General features: G+C 61.0%; 22 protein-coding genes. 7 read left to right on the top strand and 15 right to left on the bottom strand.

Going from position 1 to position 26,233, the window contains the following annotated elements; genetic code table 11:
• From HWW83_RS06515 to HWW83_RS06485, 7 genes are all read right to left on the bottom strand, one after another.
• A complete protein-coding gene (locus HWW83_RS06515) occupies positions 1-1,026 on the bottom strand; it encodes an ABC transporter permease (protein ID WP_176589127.1) in 1,026 nt (341 codons plus the stop codon).
• The gene (locus tag HWW83_RS06510) at positions 1,023-2,117 is read right to left on the bottom strand and encodes a microcin C ABC transporter permease YejB (RefSeq protein WP_176589126.1); all 1,095 of its coding nucleotides are present in this window, start codon (positions 2,115-2,117) and stop codon (positions 1,023-1,025) included. The genes HWW83_RS06515 and HWW83_RS06510 overlap by 4 nt, the downstream gene beginning before the upstream one ends.
• A 9-nt stretch (positions 2,118-2,126) precedes the next feature.
• Entirely contained in the window at positions 2,127-3,938 is a 1,812-nt protein-coding gene (locus tag HWW83_RS06505) for an extracellular solute-binding protein (protein WP_042785061.1), read from the bottom strand.
• Positions 3,939-4,027: 89 nt separating this feature from the next.
• Positions 4,028-5,614, bottom strand: coding sequence for a cyclic di-3',5'-guanosine monophosphate phosphodiesterase PdeN (gene pdeN / locus HWW83_RS06500; RefSeq protein WP_176589125.1), 1,587 nt, complete (start codon positions 5,612-5,614; stop codon positions 4,028-4,030).
• 392 nt (positions 5,615-6,006) lie between these two features.
• Entirely contained in the window at positions 6,007-6,582 is a 576-nt protein-coding gene (gene mepS / locus HWW83_RS06495) for a bifunctional murein DD-endopeptidase/murein LD-carboxypeptidase (protein ID WP_033643815.1), read from the bottom strand.
• A gap of 410 nt (positions 6,583-6,992) precedes the next feature.
• A complete protein-coding gene (locus HWW83_RS06490) occupies positions 6,993-7,703 on the bottom strand; it encodes a phosphatase PAP2 family protein (protein ID WP_046687525.1) in 711 nt (236 codons plus the stop codon).
• Positions 7,704-7,780: 77 nt separating this feature from the next.
• Positions 7,781-8,755 carry a CobW family GTP-binding protein gene (locus tag HWW83_RS06485; RefSeq protein ID WP_033652532.1) on the bottom strand — a complete coding sequence of 325 codons (975 nt, stop codon included), beginning with the start codon at positions 8,753-8,755 and terminating at the stop codon, positions 7,781-7,783.
• A gap of 319 nt (positions 8,756-9,074) precedes the next feature.
• On the opposite strand from HWW83_RS06485, the gene HWW83_RS06480 reads away from it, so the two are divergent.
• A complete protein-coding gene (locus HWW83_RS06480) occupies positions 9,075-9,383 on the top strand; it encodes a YmdA family protein (protein WP_004935734.1) in 309 nt (102 codons plus the stop codon).
• A 61-nt stretch (positions 9,384-9,444) separates the two neighbouring features.
• On the opposite strand, the gene HWW83_RS06475 is transcribed toward HWW83_RS06480, so the two are convergent.
• Positions 9,445-10,917, bottom strand: coding sequence for a mannitol dehydrogenase family protein (locus HWW83_RS06475; RefSeq protein ID WP_122004456.1), 1,473 nt, complete (start codon positions 10,915-10,917; stop codon positions 9,445-9,447).
• A gap of 292 nt (positions 10,918-11,209) precedes the next feature.
• On the opposite strand from HWW83_RS06475, the gene uxuA reads away from it, so the two are divergent.
• Complete coding sequence (gene uxuA / locus HWW83_RS06470; protein ID WP_069100289.1) at positions 11,210-12,400, top strand: mannonate dehydratase; 1,191 nt, start codon at positions 11,210-11,212, stop codon at positions 12,398-12,400.
• Between the two features lie 42 nt (positions 12,401-12,442).
• Here uxuA and yeiP read toward each other — a convergent pair whose 3' ends face one another.
• Both yeiP and mtr read right to left on the bottom strand, forming a co-directional pair.
• A complete protein-coding gene (yeiP, locus tag HWW83_RS06465) occupies positions 12,443-13,015 on the bottom strand; it encodes an elongation factor P-like protein YeiP (protein ID WP_004935725.1) in 573 nt (190 codons plus the stop codon).
• A 126-nt stretch (positions 13,016-13,141) separates the two neighbouring features.
• Positions 13,142-14,386 (bottom strand): tryptophan permease, encoded by a 1,245-nt coding sequence (mtr, locus tag HWW83_RS06460; RefSeq protein ID WP_046687522.1) that lies wholly within the window; start codon positions 14,384-14,386, stop codon positions 13,142-13,144.
• Positions 14,387-14,657: 271 nt separating this feature from the next.
• Between mtr and HWW83_RS06455 the strand changes: the two genes are divergently transcribed.
• Positions 14,658-14,912: a YkgJ family cysteine cluster protein gene (locus tag HWW83_RS06455; protein WP_019453627.1), complete on the top strand. Its 255-nt coding sequence runs from the start codon at positions 14,658-14,660 to the stop codon at positions 14,910-14,912.
• On the opposite strand, the gene HWW83_RS06450 is transcribed toward HWW83_RS06455, so the two are convergent.
• From HWW83_RS06450 to HWW83_RS06435, 4 genes are all read right to left on the bottom strand, one after another.
• Positions 14,909-16,084 carry a sugar efflux transporter gene (locus tag HWW83_RS06450; RefSeq protein WP_096242440.1) on the bottom strand — a complete coding sequence of 392 codons (1,176 nt, stop codon included), beginning with the start codon at positions 16,082-16,084 and terminating at the stop codon, positions 14,909-14,911. The genes HWW83_RS06455 and HWW83_RS06450 overlap by 4 nt on opposite strands.
• Before the next feature lie 155 nt (positions 16,085-16,239).
• Positions 16,240-18,714, bottom strand: a complete 2,475-nt coding sequence (gene torA / locus HWW83_RS06445) for a trimethylamine-N-oxide reductase TorA (protein WP_176589124.1) — start codon at positions 18,712-18,714, stop codon at positions 16,240-16,242.
• 12 nt (positions 18,715-18,726) lie between these two features.
• Positions 18,727-19,887: a NapC/NirT family cytochrome c gene (locus HWW83_RS06440; protein WP_033643807.1), complete on the bottom strand. Its 1,161-nt coding sequence runs from the start codon at positions 19,885-19,887 to the stop codon at positions 18,727-18,729.
• Between the two features lie 233 nt (positions 19,888-20,120).
• Positions 20,121-20,543: a nucleotide triphosphate diphosphatase NUDT15 gene (locus tag HWW83_RS06435; protein WP_103100947.1), complete on the bottom strand. Its 423-nt coding sequence runs from the start codon at positions 20,541-20,543 to the stop codon at positions 20,121-20,123.
• A gap of 247 nt (positions 20,544-20,790) precedes the next feature.
• Between HWW83_RS06435 and fruB the strand changes: the two genes are divergently transcribed.
• From fruB to HWW83_RS06415, 4 genes are all read left to right on the top strand, one after another.
• Positions 20,791-21,924 carry a fused PTS fructose transporter subunit IIA/HPr protein gene (fruB, locus tag HWW83_RS06430; protein ID WP_033652540.1) on the top strand — a complete coding sequence of 378 codons (1,134 nt, stop codon included), beginning with the start codon at positions 20,791-20,793 and terminating at the stop codon, positions 21,922-21,924.
• Positions 21,921-22,862: a 1-phosphofructokinase gene (gene fruK / locus HWW83_RS06425; RefSeq protein ID WP_141967709.1), complete on the top strand. Its 942-nt coding sequence runs from the start codon at positions 21,921-21,923 to the stop codon at positions 22,860-22,862. Before fruB ends, fruK begins: the two co-directional genes overlap by 4 nt.
• Before the next feature lie 11 nt (positions 22,863-22,873).
• Positions 22,874-24,556, top strand: a complete 1,683-nt coding sequence (gene fruA, locus HWW83_RS06420; RefSeq protein WP_047025332.1) for a PTS fructose transporter subunit IIBC — start codon at positions 22,874-22,876, stop codon at positions 24,554-24,556.
• A 161-nt stretch (positions 24,557-24,717) separates the two neighbouring features.
• Positions 24,718-25,311 carry a DJ-1/PfpI family protein gene (locus HWW83_RS06415; RefSeq protein WP_080273400.1) on the top strand — a complete coding sequence of 198 codons (594 nt, stop codon included), beginning with the start codon at positions 24,718-24,720 and terminating at the stop codon, positions 25,309-25,311.
• Positions 25,312-25,330: 19 nt separating this feature from the next.
• On the opposite strand, the gene nfo is transcribed toward HWW83_RS06415, so the two are convergent.
• A complete protein-coding gene (gene nfo / locus HWW83_RS06410; protein WP_033643802.1) occupies positions 25,331-26,170 on the bottom strand; it encodes a deoxyribonuclease IV in 840 nt (279 codons plus the stop codon).
• Between the last annotated feature and the right edge of the window lie 63 nt (positions 26,171-26,233).

Here is a 26,233-nt window from a genome sequence, read left to right as displayed (position 1 = left end):
TCAATGCGCCTTGCTGGGGTCAAAGGCGTCGCGTACCGCTTCGCCGATAAAGATTAATAACGACAGCAGCACTGCCAGCACCAGGAAGGCGGTGATGCCGAGCCACGGCGCCTGCAGATTGTTTTTGCCTTGCAGCAGCAGTTCGCCGAGCGACGGCGAACCGATCGGCAGACCGAAGCCGAGAAAATCGAGCGACGTCAGGGTGGTGATCGAGCCGCAGAGGATAAACGGCAGGAAGGTCAGCGTCGCCACCATGGCGTTGGGCAGCATGTGGCGGGACATGATCACGCGATCCGGCACGCCCATGGCGCGCGCGGCGCGGATATAGTCATAGTTGCGGGTGCGCAGGAACTCGGCGCGCACCACGCCCACCAGGCTCATCCAGCCGAACAGAATAGTGATGCCGAGCAGCCACCAGAAATTGGGCTGGACGATGCTCGACAGCAGAATGATCAGAAACAGCGTCGGCATGCCCGACCACACTTCGATAAAGCGTTGCCCCCACAGATCGAAACGCCCGCCGTAATACCCCTGTGTCGCGCCGACGCACACGCCGATCAGGCTGGAAAACAGCGTCAGCGCCAGGCCGAACAGCATCGAAATGCGAAAACCATACAGCACGCGGGCCAGCACATCGCCGCCGTTGCTGTCGGTGCCCAGCAGGTTATGGCGCGAAGGCGGGGAGGGGAAGGGCACCTCGGTGGCGAAGTTGATCGTGTCGTAGCTGAAACGGATCGGCGCCCAGATCGCCCAGCCATGTCGGTCGATTTGGCGCTGGACGAACGGATCCTGATAGTCGGCTTCGGTGTTCAGTTCGCCGCCGAACGTGGTTTCGCTGTAGTTGATCATAAACGGCAGGTATAGCCGGCCTTCATAACGCACCAACAGCGGTTTGTCGTTGGCGATAAGATCGGCGGCCAGGCTGAGCGTGAACAGCGCCAGAAAGATCCACAGTGACCAGTAACCGCGGCGGTTGCGGCGAAAACGCGCCCAGCGCGCCTGATTGATCGGGCTAAGGCGGCTCATTGGCGGGCCTCGAAGTCAATGCGCGGATCGACCAGGGTATAGGTGATATCGCTGAGGATGTTAAACAGCAGGCCGATCAGGGTGAAGATATACAACGTGCCGAACATCACCGGGTAGTCGCGCTGCAGCGTGGCGTCGTAACCCAGCAGCCCCAGTCCGTTGAGCGAGAACATCACCTCAATCAGCAGCGAGCCGGTGAAAAACATGCTGATAAAGGTGGCCGGAAAACCGGCGATCACCAGCAGCATGGCGTTGCGGAACACGTGGCGGTACAGGATCTTTTTCTCGTCCAGGCCCTTGGCGCGGGCGGTGGTGACGTACTGTTTGCGGATCTCGTCGAGGAACGAGTTTTTGGTCAGCATGGTCAGGGTGGCGAAACCGCCGATCACCGTCGCCAGCACCGGCAGCGTGATGTGCCACAGATAGTCGGCGATCTTCGCCGGCCACGAGAGGGTATCGAAGTTGCTGGAGACCAGGCCGCGCAGCGGGAACCAGTCGAGATAGCTGCCGCCGGCGAACAGCACGATCAGCAGGATGGCGAACAGGAACGCCGGAATGGCGTAGCCGATAATGATCAGCGTGCTGCTCCAGGTATCGAACGCGCTGCCGTTGTGGACGGCCTTGCGGATGCCGAGCGGGATCGACACCAGATAGATGATCAGCGTGCTCCAAAGGCCCAGCGTGATGGAGACCGGCAGGCTTTGGCCGATCAGTTGCATCACCGAAGCGCCGCGAAACAGGCTGTCGCCGAAGTCAAAACGCATGTAGTTCCACAGCATGGTGAAATAGCGTTCGTGCAGCGGTTTATCGAAGCCATAACGCTGGGTGATCTCGGCGATCACCTCCGGATCCAGGCCGCGCGAGCCGCGGTATTGCCCTTCGGTCGCGGCCGGGACGCCGGCTCTGGCGTGCCCCAGGCCTTCATTGACCCCGCCGCTGCCGAAACCGCTGCCCTGACCCAGTTCGATGGCGGCGATGGCCTGATCGACCGGGCCGCCGGGGGCGATTTGCACGATAAAAAAGTTGATGGTGATGATCGCCCACAGCGTGGGGATCACCAGCAACAGTCTGCGTATCAGATAGGCTGCCATGCCGACTCCTTATTGCCGTTGAGCCGGCAAGCGCGCCGCCTTGTTGACGTCGTACCACCAGTTGTCGAAGCCGATGGCGTAGGCCGGGCGGATCGGCGGCGTGGAGAACTTGTCCCAATAGGCGTAGCGGTCGTGGTTGGAGTACCACATCGGCAGCATGTAGCGGTTCCAGGTCAACACCCGATCCAACGCGCGGCCGAGCGGCAGCAGCGCTTTTTCGTCGCCCTGATGCTCAGCGATTTGCCTGACCAGGCTGTCGACCGCCGGGTCCTTGACGCCGGGGGTGTTATAGCTGGAGTTGATGTACTCCGAATCCCAAATGATGCGTAAATTGGCGGTGGGGAACGGCATCGCCATGTACACCGTCGGCATCATATCGAAGTCGCGTTCGCGCATGCGGCGCGTATATTGCGAGGCGTCGATCTCGCGGATTGCCATATCGATGCCCAACCGCTGCAGGTTGTGGCGGAACGGCAACACGTACTGGAAGTTGCTGCCGCTCAGCAGCATCAGCTCAAAGGCGAATGGCTGGCCGGTTTTGGCGTTGACCAACTTTTGATTTTTGACCACCCAACCGGCCTCTTTCAACAGTTGGGTCGCCTTCAGCAGATTTTGCCGATCGTTGCCGCTGCCGTCGGAGGCGGGCGGTTGATAGATGCTGGTGAACACCTCAGGCGGCACCTGGCCTTTGAGCGGCGCCAGCAGCGCCAGTTCGGCGGCGTCCGGATAGCCGCGGGCGGCGTAGGCGGTGTTTTGGAAATAGCTGTCGGCGCGTTGATAGGCGTTGTAATACAGCGCCTTGTTCATCCAGTTAAAGTCGAAAGCCAGGGTGATCGCCTCGCGCACGCGCGGGTCGGCAAACAGCGGTTTTTGGATGTTGAACGCCAGCCAGCGGGTGTTTTGCGCCGCCTGGTTGGTCTCGTCCTGTTTGATGATGTAGTTGCGCGCGAAGTTGCCGCCCTGATACTGGGTGGCCCAGCTCTTGGGCGACGGCTCGATGCGGAAATCGTAAGCGCCGGCCTTGAACGCTTCCAGCGCCACTTTATCGTCCAGATAATAATCGTAGCGAATGCTGTCGAAGTTATAGCGGCCGCGGTTCACCGGCAGGTTGGCGGCCCAGTAGTCGCGCACCCGTTGATAGGTGATGTACTGGCCGAGGCGATAATCGCCGATTTTATACGGGCCGCTGGCCAGCGGCGGCGTGTTGAGCGGCTCGTTGAGCTTATGGTTTTGCCAAAAGGCGGCCGGGAGAATAGGCAGGCTGCCGAATAACGACAGCATCGCTTCTTTGTTCGGCTGCGGGAATTCAATGCGCACCGTCAACCGAGAGATGGCTTTGACCGTGACGCCTTTGTAGTAGGAGCGAAACTGCGGCACGCCCTCGGCCATGAATTTGCTGAAGGTGAAGGCCACGTCGGCGGCGGTGATCGGGCTGCCGTCGTGGAAACGCGCGCGGGCGTTGATATCCACTTCCACCCAACGCATGTCGGCCGGGAAGCGCGCCGATTCGGCAATCAGCGGATAAAAGCTGCCGGGTTCGTCGTCGGACGTTGCGAACAGCGTGTCGTAAAGTTGATCCGTGCGCTCGCCGGGCACGCCCCGGGTAGCGAAGCGGTTGAAGTTATCGTAGGTGCCGATGGCCGCCAGGCGCACGTCGCCGCCCTTGGGCGCCGCCGGATTGACGTAGTCGAAATGGCTGAAGTCGGCGGCGTATTTCGGTTCACCGAGAAGGGCGAAAGCGTAGCTTTCGTTGAGGGCTTCGGCCTGCGAGGCGAAGCTCAGTGCCGAGAGCACCAGAGCAGCGAAAATGCGCACGGACATCAGACGGTAAGCTCCTGCTGTGGAATAAAGTACAACCGGCGCCCAGCATAGCATTCTTCGGGCGGGCGCAGGGTAAAGATGCTTAAAGATTAACTATTTTTTTCCTGATAATCAAAGACCTGATTAGCATTGCAGTAAGCGACGAAATTAGCGATGCTAAGCGGCTTGCTGAAGTAATAGCCCTGCATGAAGTTAACGCCGCGTTCTTGCAGGAACTGCATCTGCTCGGCGGTTTCCACGCCTTCGGCCACCGTCAGCATTTTCAGCTTTTTCGCCAGCGAAATCACTGCATCCAGCACCGGCGCGGTGACCGTGTCCTGGCCGATGGTGTTGACGAAGCCGCGATCAATCTTCAGGTAATCCATGGTGAAACGCTCAAGATAGATCAACGCGCTGTGGCCGGTGCCAAAATCGTCCACCGCGATCTCGATGCCCTGTTTATGCAGCCAGTCGAACTCCGCCAGCGCGCTCTCTTCTTCCACCATGCCGCGTTCGGTGATTTCAAACACCAGCGTAAAGTAATCGCCCGGCAGCTGCGCCAACAGTTCATACACGTCCTGATGGAATGACGGCGCGCTAAGGTGGGCGGGGGAAATATTGAGGCCGACCTTGCCTCCCCGCGGCAGCGCCTTGGCGAGCTGCGGCGCATCTTCGGCAATCAGCCTGAACAGATGGCGGGTGAGCGGCACGATCAGCCCGTTGCTTTCGGCGTACGGGATAAAGACATCCGGGGGAATGCGGCCCTCGATAGGATGCTGCCAGCGGATCAACGCTTCCAGCCCGCCGATGCTGTTGCTGCCGGTATGGAACACCGGCTGATATTCGATGAAGAACTCGTTGCGCTTGATGCCGCGCAGCAGCGCGCGCTCCGGGCTTTGCCGCAACAGCAGCATGTAGTAGCAGAGCACGCCGATCATCAGCGACAGCACCAGGCTGCCCAGCAGCGTCAGGCGAATATCGTTGGGCGTCAGTTTCTCGTTGTAGAACAGGATGCTCAGCGGCAGATTGGGCAGCGTCAGGGTGTCCGCCTTGTCTTGCGGCAACTGCGCGATCGGCATCAGGTTCGGGCTGAAGGTGGTCAGCGCGCGGTTGCCCATCACGATGGCGATGCCCGGCGCCTGCTCGTCATGCGAAGTGAACAGCAGGTAGGGCATCAAATTGATGTCCAGCGTGGCGAGGATGCCGGTCGCCGATGCGCCAGGATGCCGCAGCCAAACCGCGACCGCCGGCTTGTCCGGCACGATCGGCGTGCCCTGCTGCAGCTTCAGATCCAGAGGCAGGTGGATATCGATGTCCTGATACAGGTTTTTCATCGGCAGCATCATGTCGCCGGTGGCGGAGGAGCAGTAGGCGTAACCGTCTTTCACCAGCAGGAAGGTGCGTACGCCGCTGGTAAAGGCCGCCTGATAGGTGATGTCTGACTGGCTTGAGAGGCAGGGTTTGTCCAACAGCGGCATCATTTTTTGCATGACATCCGTCAGGTGCGAGATATAACCCAGCGCGAATTTTTGCGTACGCGCTTCAACCTTGTGTTGATATTGCGTGCGCTGGTGGTTGATCAAAGAAAGTGTGACCGCGGTGAATAGCGTAAAAAATAGCAGGGCGGCGACAACGCTTTTGGCCAGACTGCGCTGTCGGTGCGACACGCTGCGAGAGAACGCCCTTTTCAAGCCCATAACCGAGACCTCTGCAACGGGGCGTCAGGCGTGTCGCGCAGCCATTTAATGGATTGTGCCAACGGCTTTTTATTCATTTTTTGCCTTTTATCCCGTACCCAACCGGCGACGCCGTTTAAATACAAGGCGTCGCCGACAGAAATATAATGCACCTATTAAGCGGAAACGTTTTAAATAACGCCGGGCGCGCCGTTGCCGTCATCTGACGATAATAGGCGAGTTTTTCCTCGTCGGCGCGATTTCCGGCCGGCAGTTTATCAAAATAATGGTGTGAGGTGACGATAAGGCCTGGCTCAGCCCCGGGGGCTCTCATTCGACAGCCAAAAAAAACGCCGCCCGTAGGCGGCGTTTATCGCTCGTTTGGTATTCAGGATCTTCAGGGCGTTGCGCCGTCAGCCGTTGGTCAACACTCGGCGCGCTTCTCGATAACGTTTATTCCAATAGTTATCGGTCAGCTTGGAAATCATGACGCCACTGCTGGTAGAAGCGTGAACGAACTGATCGTTGCCTAAATAGATGCCGACATGGCGCCCGGTAGAACCGGCGCGGAACAGCACCAAATCGCCGGCGCGCAGTTTGGTGCGCTGGATTTTCTTACCGAGATCTTCCTGTTCGTAGGTAGAACGCGGTAAATCCATGCCGAACTGTTCGCGGAAGGTGCGCTGTACAAACGCCGAGCAATCGATGCCGCGCTTGGTGTCACCGCCTAAACGGTAGCGAACGCCTTTCCAGTCCGCGTACTGATCCATAATCTTTGACTTGACGTCAACGTTGCGGACCATCGCTTCGAATTCATCCTGAGAGGCTTGCAGTAAAAGACCGTCTTTGTCATTAACTGCACGCATCTCAGTTTGTGCGTTACTCAAGTTCGAAGTGTGAGTCGAGCTGCACGCTGACAGCATAACCGCAGCGGCAATTGCAGGGACTACCCGCAAAAAATATCTCAGAAACGGTTGAGATTTGACCATTGTTGTTGTTTTCCCTTGAAGTCCTTAACGACGAAAGTCGCTACCTGAAAAATGCCAAACGAAACGAGCCTAGTCCGCACCTGTTGCATCGACAATCAGTTACCGTTGAAAACGTGCGGGAACGCACATTTTTATCGGATTCCGTACTGATTCGACTTAAACCAGGCACAAACGCATCTGAGATTACCGGAACAAATAGGGGATTGCGAGTCTTTTTCCGGTCTTTTTTATATGAATTTGTGATGTAACATAATGTAAATCTTCATATAAAAAACGCCAATTGTCCGATGTATGAATCTGGCGTGAAATCAGGTTGCAAAAGCGTTAACGGGGGGCGGAGAAATTTTGCGCATCGCGAGGGGATAAAACGCGGGAGGCGGGCGCCTCCCGGAATGACTCATAGACGTAAGTTATGGTTGGCCGGGGCGGTGCTTGCCGGGCAACAGGCGATTCAACCGTTCGATAATCCAGTCGCTGCAAGGCGTCATCAGCACCCAACTGGTGCCAACCAAGACCACGGACAGCGAGCCTACGGCGATATCGGTAAACCAGTGGGCGCCAATCATCACGCGTGGCAATGAAAAGATCAGCGTAATCAGCAGGGCGACGGCGAAGGCGCCGCGGCCGAAATAGCGCAGCATAAAGCAGGAAAAAATAATCAGCATCATGCCGTGGTCGCCGGGGAAGCTGTCGCCGGAGGCGTCCTTGGTGGGGATGCCGGTCAATGCGCTGACGCGATTGATATTGTCGAAGGTCAGGGTGGGGCTCGGATGCTTCACCGGCAGCAGGTGGCCAAGCTGATTCAGCACCACGGCGGTCAGCAGCATTACCACGCCGGTGATCACCAGACGGCGGCGGCCGGCGGCGTCCTGCTTCAGGTAGAAGTACAAATACAGCAGGCCCATGGCGAGCAGTGAAATCACATCGAACGCGCGGTTGTTGGTGATGGCGACCAGGTGCAAAAATGCCGGGTCGGTGGCCAGATGGCGGTTAAAGAAGAAGAAGATCGCCGAATCCAGGGTAAACCAGCCGCCGTGATTGGCCGGCAGGAACCAGGACAGAAACAGCGCAACGCCCAGTAAGTTGAAAAAGAGAATGAAGGGTAAATTGCGGCGTGTCATGACATAAACCTGTTGGAAAAATGAAAACGAAACAAAACCGGCCGCCCTGCGGCAACCGGGGGGCAACGGTACGGGGTTTAACTTAAACGAATCTTAAACAAGGCGGATTGCAGGGCGTTCCAGTCGGCATTTTCGCTGTGGATCAGTTCAACCCGGCTGTCGAGCGGCGCGTTCGGGCGGGTTTCGATGTTGAGATCCTGGCCCTGGCGATTGATCAGCAACGTGCCTTCGGGGATGCGCACCACGCCTTTGGCACGTTCGACCGGCGCCAGCCGCACCCATTCCATAAAGCCGACGGTGTCGAACCGGGTGTCGCCGTCAAAAATCCAGCCGCAGCTGGTGAAGCCTTGCCCTTCGTTCAGCGCTCGCCGCCAACGCGCGTTCTCCGGCAGCCGCAACGCCGCCAGTCCCTGCGTTTTCGCCTGACCATGATGATGTCGTGCGTCCGGTAATTCTGTACGATTTGTGCGAGGAAGCGACAACAACGCGACATCCGCCTCACCTTGCGCGATGGCGTAGCAGGGCCGCTGCAGCGGATCTTGCGCCGTCCAGGCTTCCAGCGCCCGTCTGTCTTCCGGCCGATAGGTATCGCTTTTGCTGGCCAGGATAACGTCGGCCGCGGCCAGCTGATCGCGGAAGTTTTCGTTGTCGCGGTAGCGGGGCTGACTGAGTTGACGGGCATCCAGCAGGCACAGCGTGGCCTGCAGATCGATCCAGCCGGCATAGCTCTCCTGGGTCAGCAGCGACAGGATTTGCTTCGGATGCCCGAGCCCGGTCGGCTCGATCAGCAGCCGGTCCGGTTTGGTCTGCTGCAACAGCATATTCAGACCCACCTGCATCGGCAGGCCGTTGACGCAGCACATGCAGCCGCCGGGGATCTCTTTGAGCACCGCGCCGCTGTCCGCCAGCAGCGCGCCGTCGATACCGATCTCGCCGAATTCGTTGACCAGTACCGCCCAGCGCTCATGCTCGGGCTTATGGGCCAGCAAATGGCGGATGGCGGTGGTTTTACCGCTGCCGAGGAAGCCGGTAATCAGATTGGTTTTAGTCATTAATCATTCCTGGGTGCAAAAATCAACCTGCCTAATAAATGAGCGATTCTGCGCGGTCGCGGCGGCGAGCGCGATTTAATTTGTGCTCTACCTCGCAAATTTTGCACGCCACCCTGCGCTTTTCAACCGGCAAAATCCACTTTTTTTGGCAAGAAAATTCTTAGATAAAACCCTGTATTAGATACGGTTAACTTTTGTTAGTAGCTTGTTTTTACATTGTTAATGACGCGATTAACGATCAAATCTCGTCCCTTTCCTTGCGATTATTCCGAACAAGATCCTCTATGGTTAAATTGGCTTAACTAAAAATGAGGTTGCCATGAATACCTTTCGGTTATTTTTGATCGTAGGAATGTTGTTTTCATGGACGGCAGTGAGTCAGGCAGGAGTGGCCGGCGGGGTAATTCGCTTCGTCGGCTCTATCGTTGAAAGTCCTTGCACGGTCAAGATTGCAGATTCTAAGGCGAATACGCAATGTTACCGCAACGGCCAGCATTATCAGGCCCAGCAAGCGTTGTCAGGTTTTGATACTACACGCAAAGAACTTCCGCTGAATCTTGGCACAACCGAAATGAAGTGGGTAGACCAACAGAAGAAACTTGCTGTTATGACGGTCGTTTATCGTTAAGTCGTTCCGCCATGCCGGCGTAACGTTACGCCGGCATGGTTATTCTCAGCCTGCAGGCACTTCACCGCTTCACCCACTCCTTCACCGTTTCACGCGCACCGCGATCGCGCAGTGACAAATAGGCTTGCGTCACCGCCTCGGTAAACGCGGCATGCGTCGCCAACTGTTCGCCAAACACCGATTTCAGCGCCAAGAGCGCCGTTACGCGCCGCCGATCGTCCGGAGTGGCGGCGATCGTCTGTTGCAGGACATCTGCCAGCGGATCGCGAATGTCGATGGGCTGGCCGGCGTCATCGACACCGCCGACGTACCGCATCCAGCCCGCCACGCCCAGCGCCAGCCCGCTATAGTCGCCGCCGTGCCGCAGATGCCAGCGCACGGCGTCCAGCAGGCGCTGCGGCAGCTTTTGCGTGCCGTCCATGGCGATCTGCCAGGTGAGGTGTTGCAGCGCCGGATTGCTGAAGCGCGCGATAAGCTGCGCGGCGTAGTCGGGCAGACTGATGCCGGTGACGCTCAGGGTTGGGGCCTGCTCGCACAGCATCAGCCGCTGTGCGGCGCGGCGGTAGTGCTCGTCCGCCATGCACTCGTTGATATAGCGGTAGCCGCCCAGGTAACCGAGATATGCCAGGAACGAGTGGCTGCCGTTCAGCATGCGCAGCTTCATATGCTCAAACGGCAGCACATCGCGGACCAACTGGGCGCCGGCCAGCTCCCATGCCGGGCGTCCGGCGGCGAAATTGTCTTCCACGACCCATTGAATGAAGGGCTCGCAGGCGATGGCGCATTCGTCACGCACGCCGCCCAGCGCGGCGGCGATCTCATCCAGCGTGGCCGGCGTGGCGGCCGGAACGATGCGATCGACCATGGTGCAGGGGAAGGTGGCGGCGGAGGCGATCCAGTCGGCGATCGACGGATCCCGCGCCTGCGCCAAATCGAGCACCGCCCGGCGCAGGACGTGGCCGTTCTCCGGAATATTGTCGCAGGAGAGCAGGGTGAAGGCGGGCAGCTCGCGTTCACGCCGCAGCCGCAGCGCCTCCACCAAAATGCCGGGCGCGGTCTGCGGCTGATGCGGCGCCGCCAGATCGGCGACGATCCCCGGATGCCGCCGATCCAGCCGCCCGCTGCCGGGTTCGATGCAGTAGCCCTTTTCGGTAATGGTCATCGAGACGATCGCCACCTGCGGCTCGGCCAGCTTCTCCAACACCGCGGCGATGCCCTCCAGCTTGCGGTGCACGCTCTCATGCACTGCGCCGATCACCAGGGCCTGATGGCCGTCCGCGCCTTTCTCCAGCACGCTGTATAAATGATCCTGTTGCCGCAGCGCCTGAAACAGCGGCACGCCGCCGGACAGGCTGATCTCGCAAATGCCCCAGTCGCCGCCCTGGGCGTTCAACACCCGATCGGTCAGCAGCGCCTGATGCGCACGGTGGAACGCGCCGAAACCCAGGTGCACGATGCGGCTGCGCAGGGCCCGGCGATCATAATTCGGTTGCCGGACGGCGCCCGGCAGCGGGGTGTTGGCGATCGTATTCATCTCATCTCCAAAGCGAGTAGACAGCTGGCGGGCCACTTGCGTCAAGTTAGCGGACCAGTTTGCCGACGCATGGACAGCGGGGCGCCAGCGATAAAAAACTGCCCCCAGTCTAAAGTTGTCGGCAGGTTAAGGGAATTGGTCAGGCCAAAATAAGCCAGAATCGTGAAGCGGATCAACCAATGAACGGTTCAATTTTGACAGCGCGCGGCGAAAGAGTAAGTTAAATCTAGCTGACATCTAAGTTAAACTGGTATAACAACATCGCAATGCGAGACAGGCATAAGGACACAACATGGAACAAACATGGCGTTGGTATGGCCCGAACGATCCGGTCTCTTTGGATGACGTGCGTCAGGCTGGGGCGACCGGGGTGGTCACGGCGCTGCACCATATTGCGAACGGCGAGGTCTGGCCGATCGACGAGATCCGCGCGCGGCAGGCGCTGCTGGCGGAAAAAGGGCTGGTGTGGTCGGTGGTGGAGAGCGTGCCGGTACATGAAGAGATCAAAACCCACAGCGGCGATTGGCGGCGGCATATCGCCAACTATCAACAGACGCTACGCAACCTCGCGGCCTGCGGCATCGACACCGTCTGCTACAACTTCATGCCGATCCTCGACTGGACGCGCACCGATCTGGCCTATTCGCTGCCGGACGGTGCCAAAGCGCTGCGTTTCGATCAAATCGCCTTCGCCGCGTTCGAGCTGCATATCCTGCAACGCGCCGGCGCCGAGGCGGACTATACGGCGCAAGAGCGCAGTCAGGCGGCGGCCTATTTCGCCGCCATGAGCGAGGAGGAGAAAGCCACGCTGACGGGCAATATCATCGCCGGGCTGCCGGGGGCGGAAGAAGGCTATACGTTGGAGCAGTTCCGCCGCCGCCTGGCGGAATACGACGGCATCGACAAGGCGCAGCTGCGCGAAAACATGGCGGTCTTTCTGCGCGCCATCGTGCCGGTGGCGGAAGAGGCCGGCATCCGGCTGGCGGTGCATCCCGACGATCCGCCGCGGCCGATCCTCGGCCTGCCGCGCATCGTCTCCACGATCGAAGACATGCAGTGGCTGAAGCAGACCGTCGACAGTATTCATAACGGCTTCACCCTATGCACCGGTTCCTACGGCGTGCGCGCCGACAACGATCTGGTGCGGATGATTGAAACCTTCGGCGATCGCATTCACTTTACCCACTTACGCGCCACCTGCCGCGAGGAAAACCCGAAAAGCTTCCACGAGGGGGCGCATCTGCAGGGCGATGTGGACATGGTGGCGGTGATCGAAGCGATCCTGACCGAAGAACTGCGTCGGCAGCGGGCGGGCGATCGGCGGCCGATCCCGATGCGCCCCGATCATGGGCATCAGATGCTGGACGATTTGAAAAAGAAAACCAATCCGGGCTATTCGGCCATCGGGCGGTTGAAAGGGCTGGCGGAGCTGCGCGGCGTCGAGCTGGCGCTCAAGCGGCGATTTTTCCCGGAATTGCCGTAGCGGAAAATGAAACGGGGCCGAGTATCGGCCCCGCTGGCGCGACTAGTCGGCGCGGCTCATGTAGCGGCGTTCGGCGATATGAATGCGGATCTTGTCGCCGGCGCTGAGGTATTCCGGCACATGGATCACCAGACCGGTGGCCATGGTGGCCGGCTTGTTGCGGGCGCTGGCGGAAGCGCCTTTGATGCCCGGCGCGGTCTCGACGATTTCCATATCCACGGTCTGCGGCAGCTCCAGCGCCAGCACCTGGCCGTCCAACGTCAGCACCTGCATGCCCGGCAGGCCGCCTTCCGGAATGAACAGCAGTTCGTCTTCGATCTGGTCTTTCTTGAAGATGTACGGCGTGTAATCTTCGTCATCCATAAACACGTATTCTTCGCCGTCGATATAGGAGAAGTTCACCTTGCGGCGCGACAGGGAAATGGTGTCCAGGATATCGTCGCCCTTGAAGCGTTCTTCTACTTTCAGGCCGGTGCGCACGTCGGAGAAGCGCATTTTGTACAGGGTGCTGGCGCCGCGGGCGCTCGGGCTCTGCACGTCGATATCTTTTACCAGCAGCAGCTTGCCGTTGTAGCTGATCGCCATGCCGCGTTTAATTTCGTTAGCTCTTGCCATTTCAATTCATCCGCAATGAAGAGTATTAGAGAAGTTGCGACAAGGTACTCGCGCCGCCGATTTCAGGCAATAGCCCGGCGCAAAAACAGTGCGGGAAAGGGAGGGCGGCAGCCCTCCCGTCGGGGATTACCGGAAGACCGGCAGCAGGCCGAACAGCGACAGAATATGCGCGGCGGCGTTGATCAGTCCAAACAGGATGACGAACAGGATCACGCCGTTGCCGCCCGGTGCGCGATAACCGGCCTGCGGATAACGGCGGCGGCTGGCGCGCGCCATCAGCGCCGGCACGATCACCGCCCAGATGGTGGCCGCCAGCCCGGCGAAGCCGATGGCGTACAGGAAACCGTTCGGGAACAGCAGCGCGGCCAGGGTCGGCGGCACAAAGGTCACCAGCGCGGTCTTGCTGCGCCCGACGGCGTCGTCCTTGAATTTGCAGAAGTCCGCCAGGTAGTCGAACAGGCCCAGCGACACGCCGAGGAACGAGCTGGCCAGCGCCATATAGGAGAAGGCGTTCAGCAGTTGGCTGACGGTCTGGCTGCTGGAGACGTTGCCCATTTGCTTGAGCAGGCTGCCTATATTGCCGCCCTCGGCGATCACCTGCTTAAAGGCGTCGCGCGCGATATTGCCCTGAATCACATACTGCCACAGGATGTAGATAGCCAATGCCAACAGGGTGCCGTACACCAGGCTGCGCACCACGGAGCCGCTGTCCTTGTGGTAGTACTTCACCAGCCCGGGAATGTTGCCGTGGTAGCCGAACGAGGTCAGCAGGTAAGGCAACGCCGCCAGGGCGTAAGGCAGATAGCTGGCCTGGTCATCACCGGTATTGAACAGTACCGCAGGCTGCACGTGGGTGAACATGTCGCCCACCGACATCACGAAGGTGATCACCATGCCGCCGATCAGAATGGTGCTCAGGCGGTCGACCGCGCGGGTGGAGAGCCAGACGATAAACGCCACGACCAGCGCGAACACCAGGCCGGCGGTGGTCTGGCCGACGCCGACGATGCCCTCCAGCGTGTGCGCGATGATCGAACCGCCCGCGGAGATATAGGCGTAGGTCAGGATGTACAGCACGAACGCCACCGACAGGCCGTTCACGGCGTTCCAGCCTTTGCCCAGCAGATCCTTGACCATGGTGTTGAAGCTGGCGCCGCTCGGGTAGTGCAGCGTGGCTTCAAGGATCATCAGGCCGGAAAGCAACATGCAGGCCCAGGTATACACCAGCAGCACGACGGAGCCGCTGAACCAGACACCGGAAGTGACGATCGGAATGGAAAACATGCCGGCGCCAACGGCGGTTCCGGCAATGATCATCGCGCCGCCGAGGACGGAAGGGCGGGCCAGCTTCTGGATGGTGTCCGTAGACATGTGTGCTCCTGAGGGAAGAAGTTCTTTTGTACTAGCTCAATGGTACATGGGTGCATGGCGCATGTAAAGCGTGGGAATTGCACGCTTCACGCGTTTTTGTCTTTAAATTGCGGCTTTTTGGGCATTTATTCGTCAGGTGGCGAATCCGGCGGGGCAAGACGGTTGCGGGACGAGTGTAAAGATCGCCAAGGCGCAGGGATTCTGCTGGCGGCCGCCGCACGCGGCTGCTATTGTCGCGCTTCTTTTCCCCAGCCCACCAGGAGTAGCGCTGATGGACTGTCGCAGCGACTGCGGCGCTTGCTGTATCGCGCCGTCAATATCCAGCCCGATCCCCGGCATGCCGAACGGCAAGCCCGCCAATACCCGCTGCATTCATTTGGATGAACAGCTACGCTGCGGCCTGTTTCATTCGCCGCTGCGGCCGAAGGTGTGCGGCAGCCTGCAGCCGAGCCGCGACATGTGCCACGATCACCGCGATCAGGCGCTGATCTACCTCGCCAGACTGGAAGCGGACACCGCGCCTTAAGCGTCTTTCAACCGCCACAGACACAGCGTCGCGCCTGCGGCCATCGCCAGCGCGGCGTAAAACACCGCATGGTAGTTCCAGATTTCCGCCACCGCGCCGGCGATGGCGCCGGCGATAACCCAGCCGACTCGAATGGTGTTGGTGAACAGCGTGGTGGCCGTGCCGGGCTGACCGGGCATCAAATCCTGGAAGTAGAGCATGCCGATCCCCGCCAGCACGCCGATAAACGCCGCATTCAACAGCTGCAGAGCGATGAGTTGCCCATTGCCGGTGATAAACAGCAGGCCGCAGTAGAACAGTACGCCGGCGACGGCGGCGCCGAGCATCAAACACCGTTTGCCGCAGCGTTTCGCCACCATGCCGGCGATCAGCATGATCGGGATTTCCAGCCCGGCGGCGGTGCCCATCAGCACGCCGACCAGCCGCTCCGGCAGCCGCAGTTCGTGCACCATATACAGCGGCATGTTGATCAGGTACATGCTGTTGGCGGTCCACATCAGGGTGCTGGCGCCAAACAGCAGCAGCGCGTCGCGGCGATGCTGGCGCGGTGCGGCCAGAGGCGCGCTCGCCACGGCGCTTTTCGGCATGGAGGGCAGCCGTTTCCACACCAGCAGGCCGCACAGGACAAAGGCCGCCGCGCCCGCCAGATACAGGGTTTTGAAGCCGAAACTCAGCGCCAGCGCGAAGGCGATCGGCGGGCCAATGACCCAGGCCAGGGAGACCTGGGCGCGCATGATGGAGGTGAACATCACCGCCTCGCGGCCGGTACGGTCGGCATGCTCACGCGCCAGCGCAAACATCTGCGGGTTGGCGGTGGAGCCGAAGCTGGTAAGCACCACGCCGACGATCAGCAGCAGATAGTAGTTGCGGCTCCAGGCGAACAGCGTGAACCCCAGCGCACCCAGCATGCAGCAGAGGAAGATCAGCGATTTGCGGTCGCCTTGTTTATCCGAGCGGCCGGCGAGAAACTGGCTGACCAGAATGCCGATCACCGCGCTGCCGGTAAAGAACAGCCCGACCAGCGCCGGCCGCACCTTGACCTCGGTTTCCAGAAACAGGCTCAGCGTCGGGGTTTGCAACGCACCGGCGATGCCGGTAAGAAACGCCACCGCCAAAAAGGCCAGCGAAGTGAGATCGGGCGCGCGTCGCGTTATTGCGGATGAAGTCGGCATGGTGGTTGATAATTCGTCGAAAAAGGAAGGTCGCGCGCATCATACGCCCGTTGAAATGAAACGCAAACCGCTCCCTTGCGGCGAAGGGTAAACGGATATGTCGTGCGGCGACGAGGAAAACAGAGGGCGCGTTGCGCCCTCTGTTTATCGCGGGATCAGGCGCCTTGCGGCACCGCGTGCGCGGTATTTTTCAATACCGGCCCCCGATACTTCTCGATCTGCAGCTGCGCCATCTGCCCGCAGTTGCCCTGCGCCAGGCTGGAGGAGCCGATGTCGAAGGTCAGGCAGTTGACGTTGCCGTTCTTGCACAGCGAGCCGGGCTGTGCCGGATCGGCCGGATCGAACCAGGCGCCTTCGCTGATGCGCACCACGCCAGGCCGCACGTCTTCGCTGACCACCGCCCCCACCAGGATCTGGCCTCGATCGTTAAACGCCCGCACCAGATCGCCGCCGGTAATGCCGCGCGGCTGCGCGTCCTGCGGGTGGATCAGGATCGCTTCACGATCCGCCACCGCGTATTTCTTGCGCAGCGGCGTATTGTCGAGCTGGGAGTGCAGCCGGTTGGTCGGGTGCGCGGTATTGAGCGACAGCGGATACTTGGCCGCTTCCGGTCCGCGATACCACTCGTGCGGCGGCATCCAGGTCGGGATGCCGGGGCAATCCGCATAATGCATTTTGGCGATGGCGTCGGAGTAGATTTCGATCTTGCCCGACGGCGTGCCCAGCGGGTTCAGCAGCGGGTTGTCGCGGTAATCGGCGAAGCGCACCCACTGCTTATTGGCCTCCGGCACCGGGAAACGCACGTAGTTATTGGATTGCCAGAACATGTCGAACGGCGGCAGCGCCACCCGCGCGGCGCGTGCCTGGTTTTTCATGTCGTCGTACATGCCTTTCAGCCACTGGGTTTCATCCTTGCCCTCGGTAAAGGCCTCCTGCACGCCCAGCTTGGCCGCCATCGCCGAGAAGATGTCGAAGTCGCTACGCGACTCGTGCTGCGGCGGCACGCATTGATGCATCGGGAACACGTAGAGCTGCGAATAGTCGCCGCCCATTTCCAGATCGTTGCGCTCGTAGCTGGTGGTGGCCGGCAGGACGATATCGGCATGCTTGGCGGTGGCGGTCCAGTAAGGCTCGTTGACCACGATGGTGTCCGGCCGCTGCCAGGCTTTGACCAGGTTATTGGTGTCCTGATGCTGGTGGAAGGTGTTGCCACCCGCCACATACACCATTTTCACCTCGGGGTAGGTGACCTTGGCACCGTTGAAGTCGATGGTTTTGCCCGGATTGCTCAGGCATTCGGCGATGCGCGCCACCGGGATCGGCGCCGGGGAGTTCTTCGGCGCGTTGCCGGCGGAGATGCCGGCGATGATGCCGCCCTTGGCGGTCGGGCTGCCGCCGGAGGAATAGTGGTAGCTGAAGCCGAAGCCGCCGCCCGGCAGGCCGATCTGGCCGAGCATCGCCGCCACCGTCACCAGCAGCCAGTGCTGCTGTTCGCCGTGGTGCTGGCGCTGAATGCCCCAGCCGCCCATGATCATGGTGCGATGCTTCGCCATCTCGCGCGCCAGACCGCGCAGCGTGTCGGCATCGACGCCGCTGATGTCGGCCGCCCATTCGGCGGTTTTCGCCACGCCGTCGCTCTCGCCCAGCAGGTAGGCCTGGAACTTGTCGAAGCCGACGGTGTAGGTTTTCAGGAAGTCCGGGTTATGCAGCTTCTCGGTCAGCAGCGTGTGGGCGATGCCGATCAGCATGGCGCCGTCGGTGTATGGGCGCGGGGCGATCCACTGCGCATTGACGAACTTGGCGCTGTCGCTGTGCACCGGATCGATGCTGATCACCCGGGTGCCTTTCTTCTTCAGCGCCTCGAAGCCGGTCTGGCCGACGTGATCCGGCACGTTCCAGCTGTTTTTCAGCGTGACCATCGGGTTGCAGCCCCACAGGAGCACCAGTTCGCTGTTCTCGATCACGTTCGGCCAGGCGGTCTGCTGTTCGTAGACCTCCATCGAGCCGACCACGTGCGACATGATCACCTGCGCCGCGCCGGTGGAGTAGTCGCCGGCGTAGCCGAGGAAACCGCCGGTCAGGTTCATCAGGCGTTGTAGCAGCGTGCGGCTGTTGTGCAGCATGCCGACGCTTTTCCAGCCGTAGGAACCGGCGTAGATCGACTGCGGCCCGTGATCTTTTTGCAGGCGAGTGATCTCATTGCACACCAGCTCGGTCGCTTTGTCCCAGCTGACGCGCACCCACTCGTCACGGCCGCGCAGCTCGGTGCGGCTGCCGGGGCCGCCTTCCAGCCAGCTTTTACGCACCATCGGGTATTTGATGCGGTTCTCGGCGTGCACCTGATAAGGCGCCATGGTGATCAGCTCATTGGGATACGGATCGTCCTGCACCGGCTGCACGCCGACCATCTTGCCGTCCTGCACGATGGCCTCAAACGCGCCCCAGTGGGCGCCGGTCAGGATGCCTTTTTGCGCCTGACGCAAGACGATGAACTGCGGCAGCGCTTCGCTGATGGCCTGCGCCAGCGCCGCTTTGGGCCATAAGCCTGCCAGCAGCGGGGCGGTGGCCAGCGCGGCGGCGCCGGTCAGGAAGCGGCGGCGGCTCATTGTTAACGGTTGTTGGTTGCTCATTGCGCTTCTCCCTTAAAGCTTGGCCGGTGCGGCAGGTGGCATGTCGCTGGCGTGTTTTTGTACGTATTGTGTCAGCACGCGCAGCTGTTCCTGCGTCAGCGAGGTGCGCGGCGCCATGCCTTTGATGACGCCGATCCATTGGTTGGCGTTGAAGCGATCGAGCGCGGTCAGCCCGTGGCAGCCGGTACAGTTGGCCGACATCATGTCCGCGGCGTAACGCCAGATTTTTTGCTGGTCGTCGATCAACTGTTTACGCGGCAGCCACACTTGCAAAGAGACCTGATGCCAGACCAGACCGGTTTCCGCATCGGTCTGGGTGGATGCGGTCTTCAGCTGTTTGCGCGCGTCTTCACCCAGCAGCACGCTGAGGATGCGTTTACCCTGCGCGGCGTAGAACACTTCGCTGACCCCGTCCTGCTGCCAGCCGCTCACGGTGGCCAGCACCTTGTCGCCCTCCTGCTTCACCACCTGCACTTCGGTGGATGGCATCAGGTTGCCGGCGTTATGGCTGTCGTCCGCGCTGAGGAAGAACGGCTCGGTGGCGATGGTGTAGAGGGTGGTGGCGTCCGGGGCGGTCAACGCCGCGGCCTTCGCCAGCTCGGCGGCGCCGGCCTGGGTTTCGCCGCTCATGTCCGGCAGGATGTGGGCCACGCCCTTATGGCAGTCGATGCAGGTCTCGCCCTGTTTGATCGCTACCGGGTGCTGCAGGCGCGCCTCAGGGCGCTGGGCGGTGATGTCCATGGCGTCGTAGCTGTGGCAGGAGCGGCAGGTGGCCGAGTCGTTCTCTTTCAGCGTCTTCCAGACCGATTGCGCCATCGCCAGCTTGTGCGCTTCGTATTTTTCCGGTGTGTCGATGGTACCGACCATTTCGCCGTAAATGTCTTTCACCGCGCGGATTTTGGTCCACAGGTAATCGATCGGCTGATGGGGGACGTGGCAGTCGGCGCACTCGGCGCGGATGCCTTTGGTGTTCTGGAAGTGGACGCTGCCCTGATATTCGGCCAGCGGTTGTTGCATGGTGTGGCAGGAAACGCAGAAGGCGGTATCGCTGGTTTTATGGAATACGGTGGCGGTCCCGGCCAACAGCGCCGCGCCGAGGATAATCCCCAGCAGCAAAAGCCATAGCCATCCCCACCGGCGCTTTTTTTCAAAGCCAGTCAGTTTTTTGCTCATGGTAAACCCGCTTATAATTATGAATTTAAAATAAAATCTTGCCAAAAGGCCACCGACCGAAGGTCAGAATGCCACGTCGATTGCAGGGGTAATAATAGAAGAGGGTTAACCCCATAGGGTTATCCATAGTCAAAAAAATGGCGTATATCGCAAAAAATAGCGTTATATTCTAAATTATATAGCGGTGGGGCGGTGCAGCAGGGAAAGCGAGCGCAGCACGCGCTCGCGATGGGTCAGGCCGTGGGCAGATAGGCCTGGCCGCTCAACCACAGGCGGATGGCGGTGAGGCTGGCTTCGAAATGCGGTTCCGGCAGGGCGTCCGGCGCGCACCAGCGCCACTCGGCGCATTTTTCGGGTTCTTTCAGCTCGGCTTCGCCGCCGGGATGCGCCACCTGCAGACAGATGGACACCGTGTGTTTGCCTTCGGCGCGCCAGGTTTGCAGATTGTTGCTGACGCCAACGAAGCGCGGCGGATCGATGATCAACCCGGTTTCTTCGGCAATTTCGCGCTGGGCGCACTGCTCGAAGGTTTCACCGGCATCCAGATGCCCGCCGGGGATCGACCAAAAGGGCGCGTGGGAGCCGCAGCGTTTGCCCAGCAAAATCTCGCCTTGCGGGTTCACGATGATCACCCCGACGCCCGTCACTACATTCATGCTTTTCTCCGTCAGCAAAGTTTCAGCACAGTATGTCATTTTGCCCCGGCGCTGACCAATGCGCCGATGAAAGTGTGCGTAAGCTCAAAAATCTGCAATGGCGAAAGGGAGAAAACTTGCTTTCATCTTGCGCTGCTTACACACTCCTTGAAACGTTTCAGCGTTATCCGACCGCTTGTGGGCAGCGGGTAACGCTCCTTTTTCTCAATGAAGCTGAAACGATTCAATTCAGCAGGAGAGGAGAATCATGTTCCAGTTGTCACCGCAAGACATTCATCTGGGCGCCGCTGCCGCCGATAAGCAGGAGGCCATCCGTCAGGTGGCCGCCGCGCTGACCGACGCCGGCTGCGTCAGCGCCGGTTATGTGGACGGCATGCTGCAGCGCGAACTGCAGACGTCCACCTACCTGGGCAACGGCATCGCCATTCCGCACGGCACCACCGATACCCGCGATCTGGTGTTGAAAACCGGCGTGCAGGTGTTCCAGTTCCCGCAGGGCATCGCGTGGGGGGAGGGCCAGACCGCCTATGTGGCGATCGGCATCGCCGCCCGTTCCGACGAGCATTTGGCGCTGCTGCGTCAGCTCACCCACGTGCTGAGCGATGACAGCGTGGCGGAGCGGCTGGCGAAAACCACCTCCGCGGAAGAGCTGCGCAGCCTGTTGATGGGCGAACGGCAGAGCGCCGAATTCCAGTTCGACGTTTCGCTGATTGCGCTCGACGTCGCCGCCGACAGCCTGATGACGCTACAGGCGCTGAACGCCGGCCGTCTGCAAAAAATCGGGGCGGTCAACGCGCAGTTCGTCAGCGATGCCATCACCCGCAAGCCGCTGAATCTGGGGCAGGGCATTTGGCTGAGCGACAGCGTTGAAGGCAACCTGACCAGCGCGGCCACCGTCAGCCGCCCGGCGCAGGCTTTCGTGGAAGACGGCGAGCCGGTGGCGCTGCTGCTGACGGTGTCGGTCGCCGACGCGCAGCCGCTGGCGGTGCTCAACTACCTCAGCGATCTGCTGCTGGCCAACAAAGCTGAACGCTTGCTGAAGGCGGATGCCGCCGGCGTGCTGGCGCTGCTGACCAGCGACGTGGCGGAAGAGAGCAGCGTGCTGAGCGCCGAGTTCGTGATCCGCAACGAGCACGGTCTGCACGCGCGGCCGGGCACGGCGCTGGTCAACGTGATCAAAAGTTTCAACAGTGACATCACCGTCACCAACCTGGACGGCAGCGGCAAGCCGGCCAACGGGCGCAGCCTGATGAAGGTGGTGGCGTTGGGCGTGAAGAAAGGGCATCACCTGCGCTTTACCGCCAATGGAGAAGATGCTGAAGCCGCGCTGAAGGCGATTGGCGAAGCGATTAATGAAGGACTGGGCGAGGGCGCAGCATGAGCAGAAGAGTAGCAACAATCACCCTGAACCCGGCGTACGATCTGGTGGGTTTCTGCCCGCAGATTGAACGCGGGGAAGTCAACCGGGTAAAAACCGCCGGCCTGCACGCCGCCGGTAAGGGTATCAACGTCGCCAAGGTGTTGAAAGATTTAGGCATCGACGTCACCGTCGGCGGCTTCCTGGGCAAAGACAATCAGGACGGTTTCCAGCTGCTGTTCAGCGATCTGGGGATCGCCAACCGCTTCCAGGTGGTACCGGGCCGCACCCGCATCAACGTCAAGCTGACGGAAAAAGACGGCGAAGTGACCGATTTCAACTTCTCCGGTTTCGAAGTGACGCCGCAGGACTGGGATCGCTTCGTCAGCGACTCGCTGAGCTGGCTGGGCCAGTTCGACATGGTGGCGGTGAGCGGCAGCCTGCCGGCCGGCGTCGATCCCGATGCCTTTACCGACTGGATGACCCAGCTGCGCGCCAAGTGCCCGTGCATCATTTTCGACAGCAGCCGCGAAGCGCTGGTCGCCGGGCTGAAGGCCTCGCCGTGGCTGGTGAAGCCGAACCGCCGCGAGCTGGAAATCTGGGCCGGCCGCCCGCTGCCGACGTTGGCGGACGTGGTCGACGCCGCGCATGCGCTGCGCGAACAGGGCATCGCCCACGTGGTCATCTCCCTTGGCGCGGAAGGCGCGCTGTGGGTTAACGCGTCCGGCGCCTGGATCGCCAAACCGCCGTCCTGTGAGGTGGTCAGCACCGTGGGCGCCGGCGATTCGATGGTCGGGGGCCTGATTTACGGCCTGCTGATGCGCGAATCCAGCGAACACACCCTGCGTCTGGCCACGGCGGTAGCGGCGCTGGCGGTCAGCCAGAGCAACGTCGGCGTGACCGATCGTCCCCAGTTGGCCGCGATGATGGCGCGCGTCGATCTGAAACCTTTCAATCAATAGCAGGAGGCAGAATGAAAACGCTGCTGATGGTAGACAGTTCGCAGGGACAGGCCCGTGGCCACCTGGCGAAACGCATGCTGGAGGCCGCCGCGGCCAAAGCCGGCCTGACGCTGGTCGAGTCGCTGCAGGACGCCGAACTGGTGGCGGTGGCGGGGCAGGCTGCTCCTGCTGACGCCGCGCTGAACGGCAAATTGATCTATGTGGGCGAGGTAGAACAGGCGGTGCGTGAACCGGACGCGTTTCTGGCGCGCGCCCAGGCCGAAGCTGAAACCTATCAGGCGCCGCAGGCGGCTGCGGTGAAAGCCGATGGACAAAAACGCATCGTGGCGATCACCGCTTGCCCGACCGGCGTGGCGCACACCTTTATGGCGGCCGAAGCCATTGAAAGTGAAGCCAAGAAACGCGGCTGGTGGGTGAAGGTGGAAACGCGCGGCTCCGTCGGCGCCGGCAACGCCATCACCCCGGAAGAAGTGGCGGCGGCGGATCTGGTGATCGTCGCGGCGGACATCGAAGTGGATCTGGACAAGTTTGCCGGTAAGCCGATGTATCGTACTTCCACCGGTCTGGCGCTGAAGAAAACCGCGCAGGAACTGGACAAGGCGCTGGCCGAAGCCGAAGTGTTCCAGCCGCAGCAGCGCAGCGGCGCGGCGCCGACGGCGAAGAAGAAAGAGGGCAACGGCCCGTATCGTCACCTGCTGACCGGCGTGTCCTACATGCTGCCGATGGTGGTGGCGGGCGGTTTGTGCATCGCGCTGTCGTTCGTGTTCGGCATCAAGGCCTTTGAGGTCAAGGGCACCCTGGCGGCGGCGCTGATGCAGATCGGCGGCGGCTCCGCCTTCGCGCTGATGGTGCCGGTGTTGGCCGGTTTCATCGCCTTCTCCATCGCGGATCGTCCGGGCCTGACGCCGGGCCTGATCGGCGGTATGCTGGCGGTGAGCACCGGCGCCGGGTTCCTTGGCGGCATCATCGCCGGTTTCCTGGCGGGTTATGTCGCCAGGGCGATCAGCAGCAAGCTGCGCCTGCCGCAAAGTATGGAAGCGCTGAAGCCCATCTTGATCATTCCGCTGGTGGCCAGCCTGATCACCGGCCTCATCATGATTTACGTGGTTGGCACGCCGGTGGCGAAAATCATGGAAGGCCTGACCCATTGGCTGCAGTCTCTGGGCACCGCCAACGCTGTGCTGCTGGGGGCGATCCTGGGCGGCATGATGTGCACCGACATGGGCGGCCCGGTGAACAAAGCGGCCTACGCGTTCGGCGTGGCGCTGCTCAGCTCCTCGGTGTATGCGCCGATGGCGGCCATCATGGCGGCGGGCATGGTGCCACCGCTGGCGATGGGCCTGGCGACGCTGCTGGCGCGCCGCAAGTTCCCGAAATCCGAACAGGAAGGCGGCAAGGCGGCGTTGGTGCTGGGGCTGTGCTTCATCACCGAAGGGGCGATTCCGTTCGCCGCCCGCGATCCGATGCGCGTGTTGCCGTGCTGCATCGCCGGCGGGGCGCTGACCGGCGCGCTGTCGATGGCCTTCGGCGCCAAGCTGATGGCGCCGCACGGCGGCTTGTTCGTGCTGCTGATCCCGGGCGCGATTTCGCCGGTGTTGCTGTACCTGGTGGCGATCGCCGCCGGCACGCTGTTGGCCGGGGTGGCTTATGCCCTGCTGAAACGTGCTGAAACGCCAGTCGCCGCCGCGGCGTAAGCCTCGCCGATACCGCAAAACGCGCAGCCCAGAGCTGCGCGTTTTTATTTGTGTCTTAGGCAGTTAGCACGATTTACCCCTGGTCAGAAACCACAAGGCTTTCTAAGCTGATAGCGCGACCTTGTTCCTGCGAACAAGGAATGATTCAAGGAGATTCATCAGTGGCTAAAAAAGTGGCGATCGTACTGACATCCGGTTTCGCCGATTGGGAATACGCGCTGATTGCCGGCGTTGGCGGCCCGTTTTATGGGCTGGATGTGGCGTTTTTTGCGCCGCAGGCCGGAACGCTTCGTTCACAGGGCGGGTTGACGGTGGACGTTGCTCACGGCGTGGCCGAATTGGCGGACTGGCGCCCCGAGGTGCTGGTGGTGGTCGGCGGCACCCTGTGGGAAACCGAACGGGCGCCGGATATCCGCGCGTTGCTCAACGAGCAGCATCAACGCGGCGCGACCCTGGCGGGCATTTGCGGCGGGACGTTGGCGTTGGCGCGGGCCGGCCTGTTGAACGGCAGGGCGCATACCTCCAACGATGCCGAGTTCTTGACGCGCAACGTTGCGGGCTACAGCGGGCAGCGCCATTACGTTGCGAGCGCCGTCGCCGTTGTGGATGACCGCGTCATTACGTCACCGGGATCGGCGCCGGTCAGTTTTACCACCGCGGTGTTCAGGGCTGCGGGCCTGGATGAAGAAACGCTGCGTCAGTTCGGCGCCATGCTGGCGGCGGAGCACGCGGTGGGGGAAACCGCTCGCGCTTAAGCGAGCGGCCAGGGGAGGGTTACTGCTGCGCCTTCAGCCAGGCGATCTCTTCGGCCCAGATATCCGGGTTTACCGTTTCCAGAATCAGCGGGATGTTGTCGAAACGCGGATCGCGCATGATGTAGCTGAACACCGTTTTGCCGATGTTGCCTTCCCCCAGGCTGTGATGGCGGTCGACGCGGCTGTTGAACTCGCTCTTGGCGTCGTTCAGGTGCATGCCGCGCAGGTAGTTGAAACCGACGATGTCGCCCAACTGCTTGAAGGTGCGCTCGCACTCTTCTTCGGTGCGCAGATCGTACCCGGCGGCGAAGGCGTGGCAGGTGTCGATGCAAACGCCGACGCGGCTTTTGTCTTCGACGCCGTCGATGATCGCCGCCAGGTGCTCGAATTTGAAACCCAGGTTGCTGCCCTGGCCGGCGGTGTTCTCGATCACGGCCGTCACGCCGGCGGTTTTATCCAGCGCGATGTTGATCGATTCGGCGATGCGCGCCAGGCACTTATCTTCGTCGATTTGCAGCAGGTGGCTGCCGGGGTGGAAGTTCAGCAGCGTCAGCCCCAGCTGTTCGCAGCGCTGCAGCTCGTCGATAAACGCCTCGCGCGATTTTTCCAACGCGTCGGCTACCGGGTGCCCCAGATTGATCAGGTAGCTGTCGTGCGGCAGGATTTGCCCCGGCCCGTAACCGTACTGGGCGCAGGCGCTCTTGAACTTATCGATCACGTCGGCGGCCAGCGGGGCGGCCTTCCATTGACGCTGATTTTTGGTGAACAGGGCGAACGCGGTCGCCTCCAATTCGTGCGCGCGGATAACCGCCTGATCCACGCCGCCTGACGCGCTGACATGTGCACCGACAAACTTCATCTTCATTCTCCTGTGTTATCGGTGACATTATGGCATTGATGGCGGGCGGATTGAATGGCGAAA

It is taken from the genome of Serratia ureilytica (assembly GCF_013375155.1).
GTDB lineage: Bacteria > Pseudomonadota > Gammaproteobacteria > Enterobacterales > Enterobacteriaceae > Serratia > Serratia ureilytica.
Note: the sequence above shows the minus strand (reverse complement) of the source record. Positions and strands in the feature narration are given on the sequence as shown.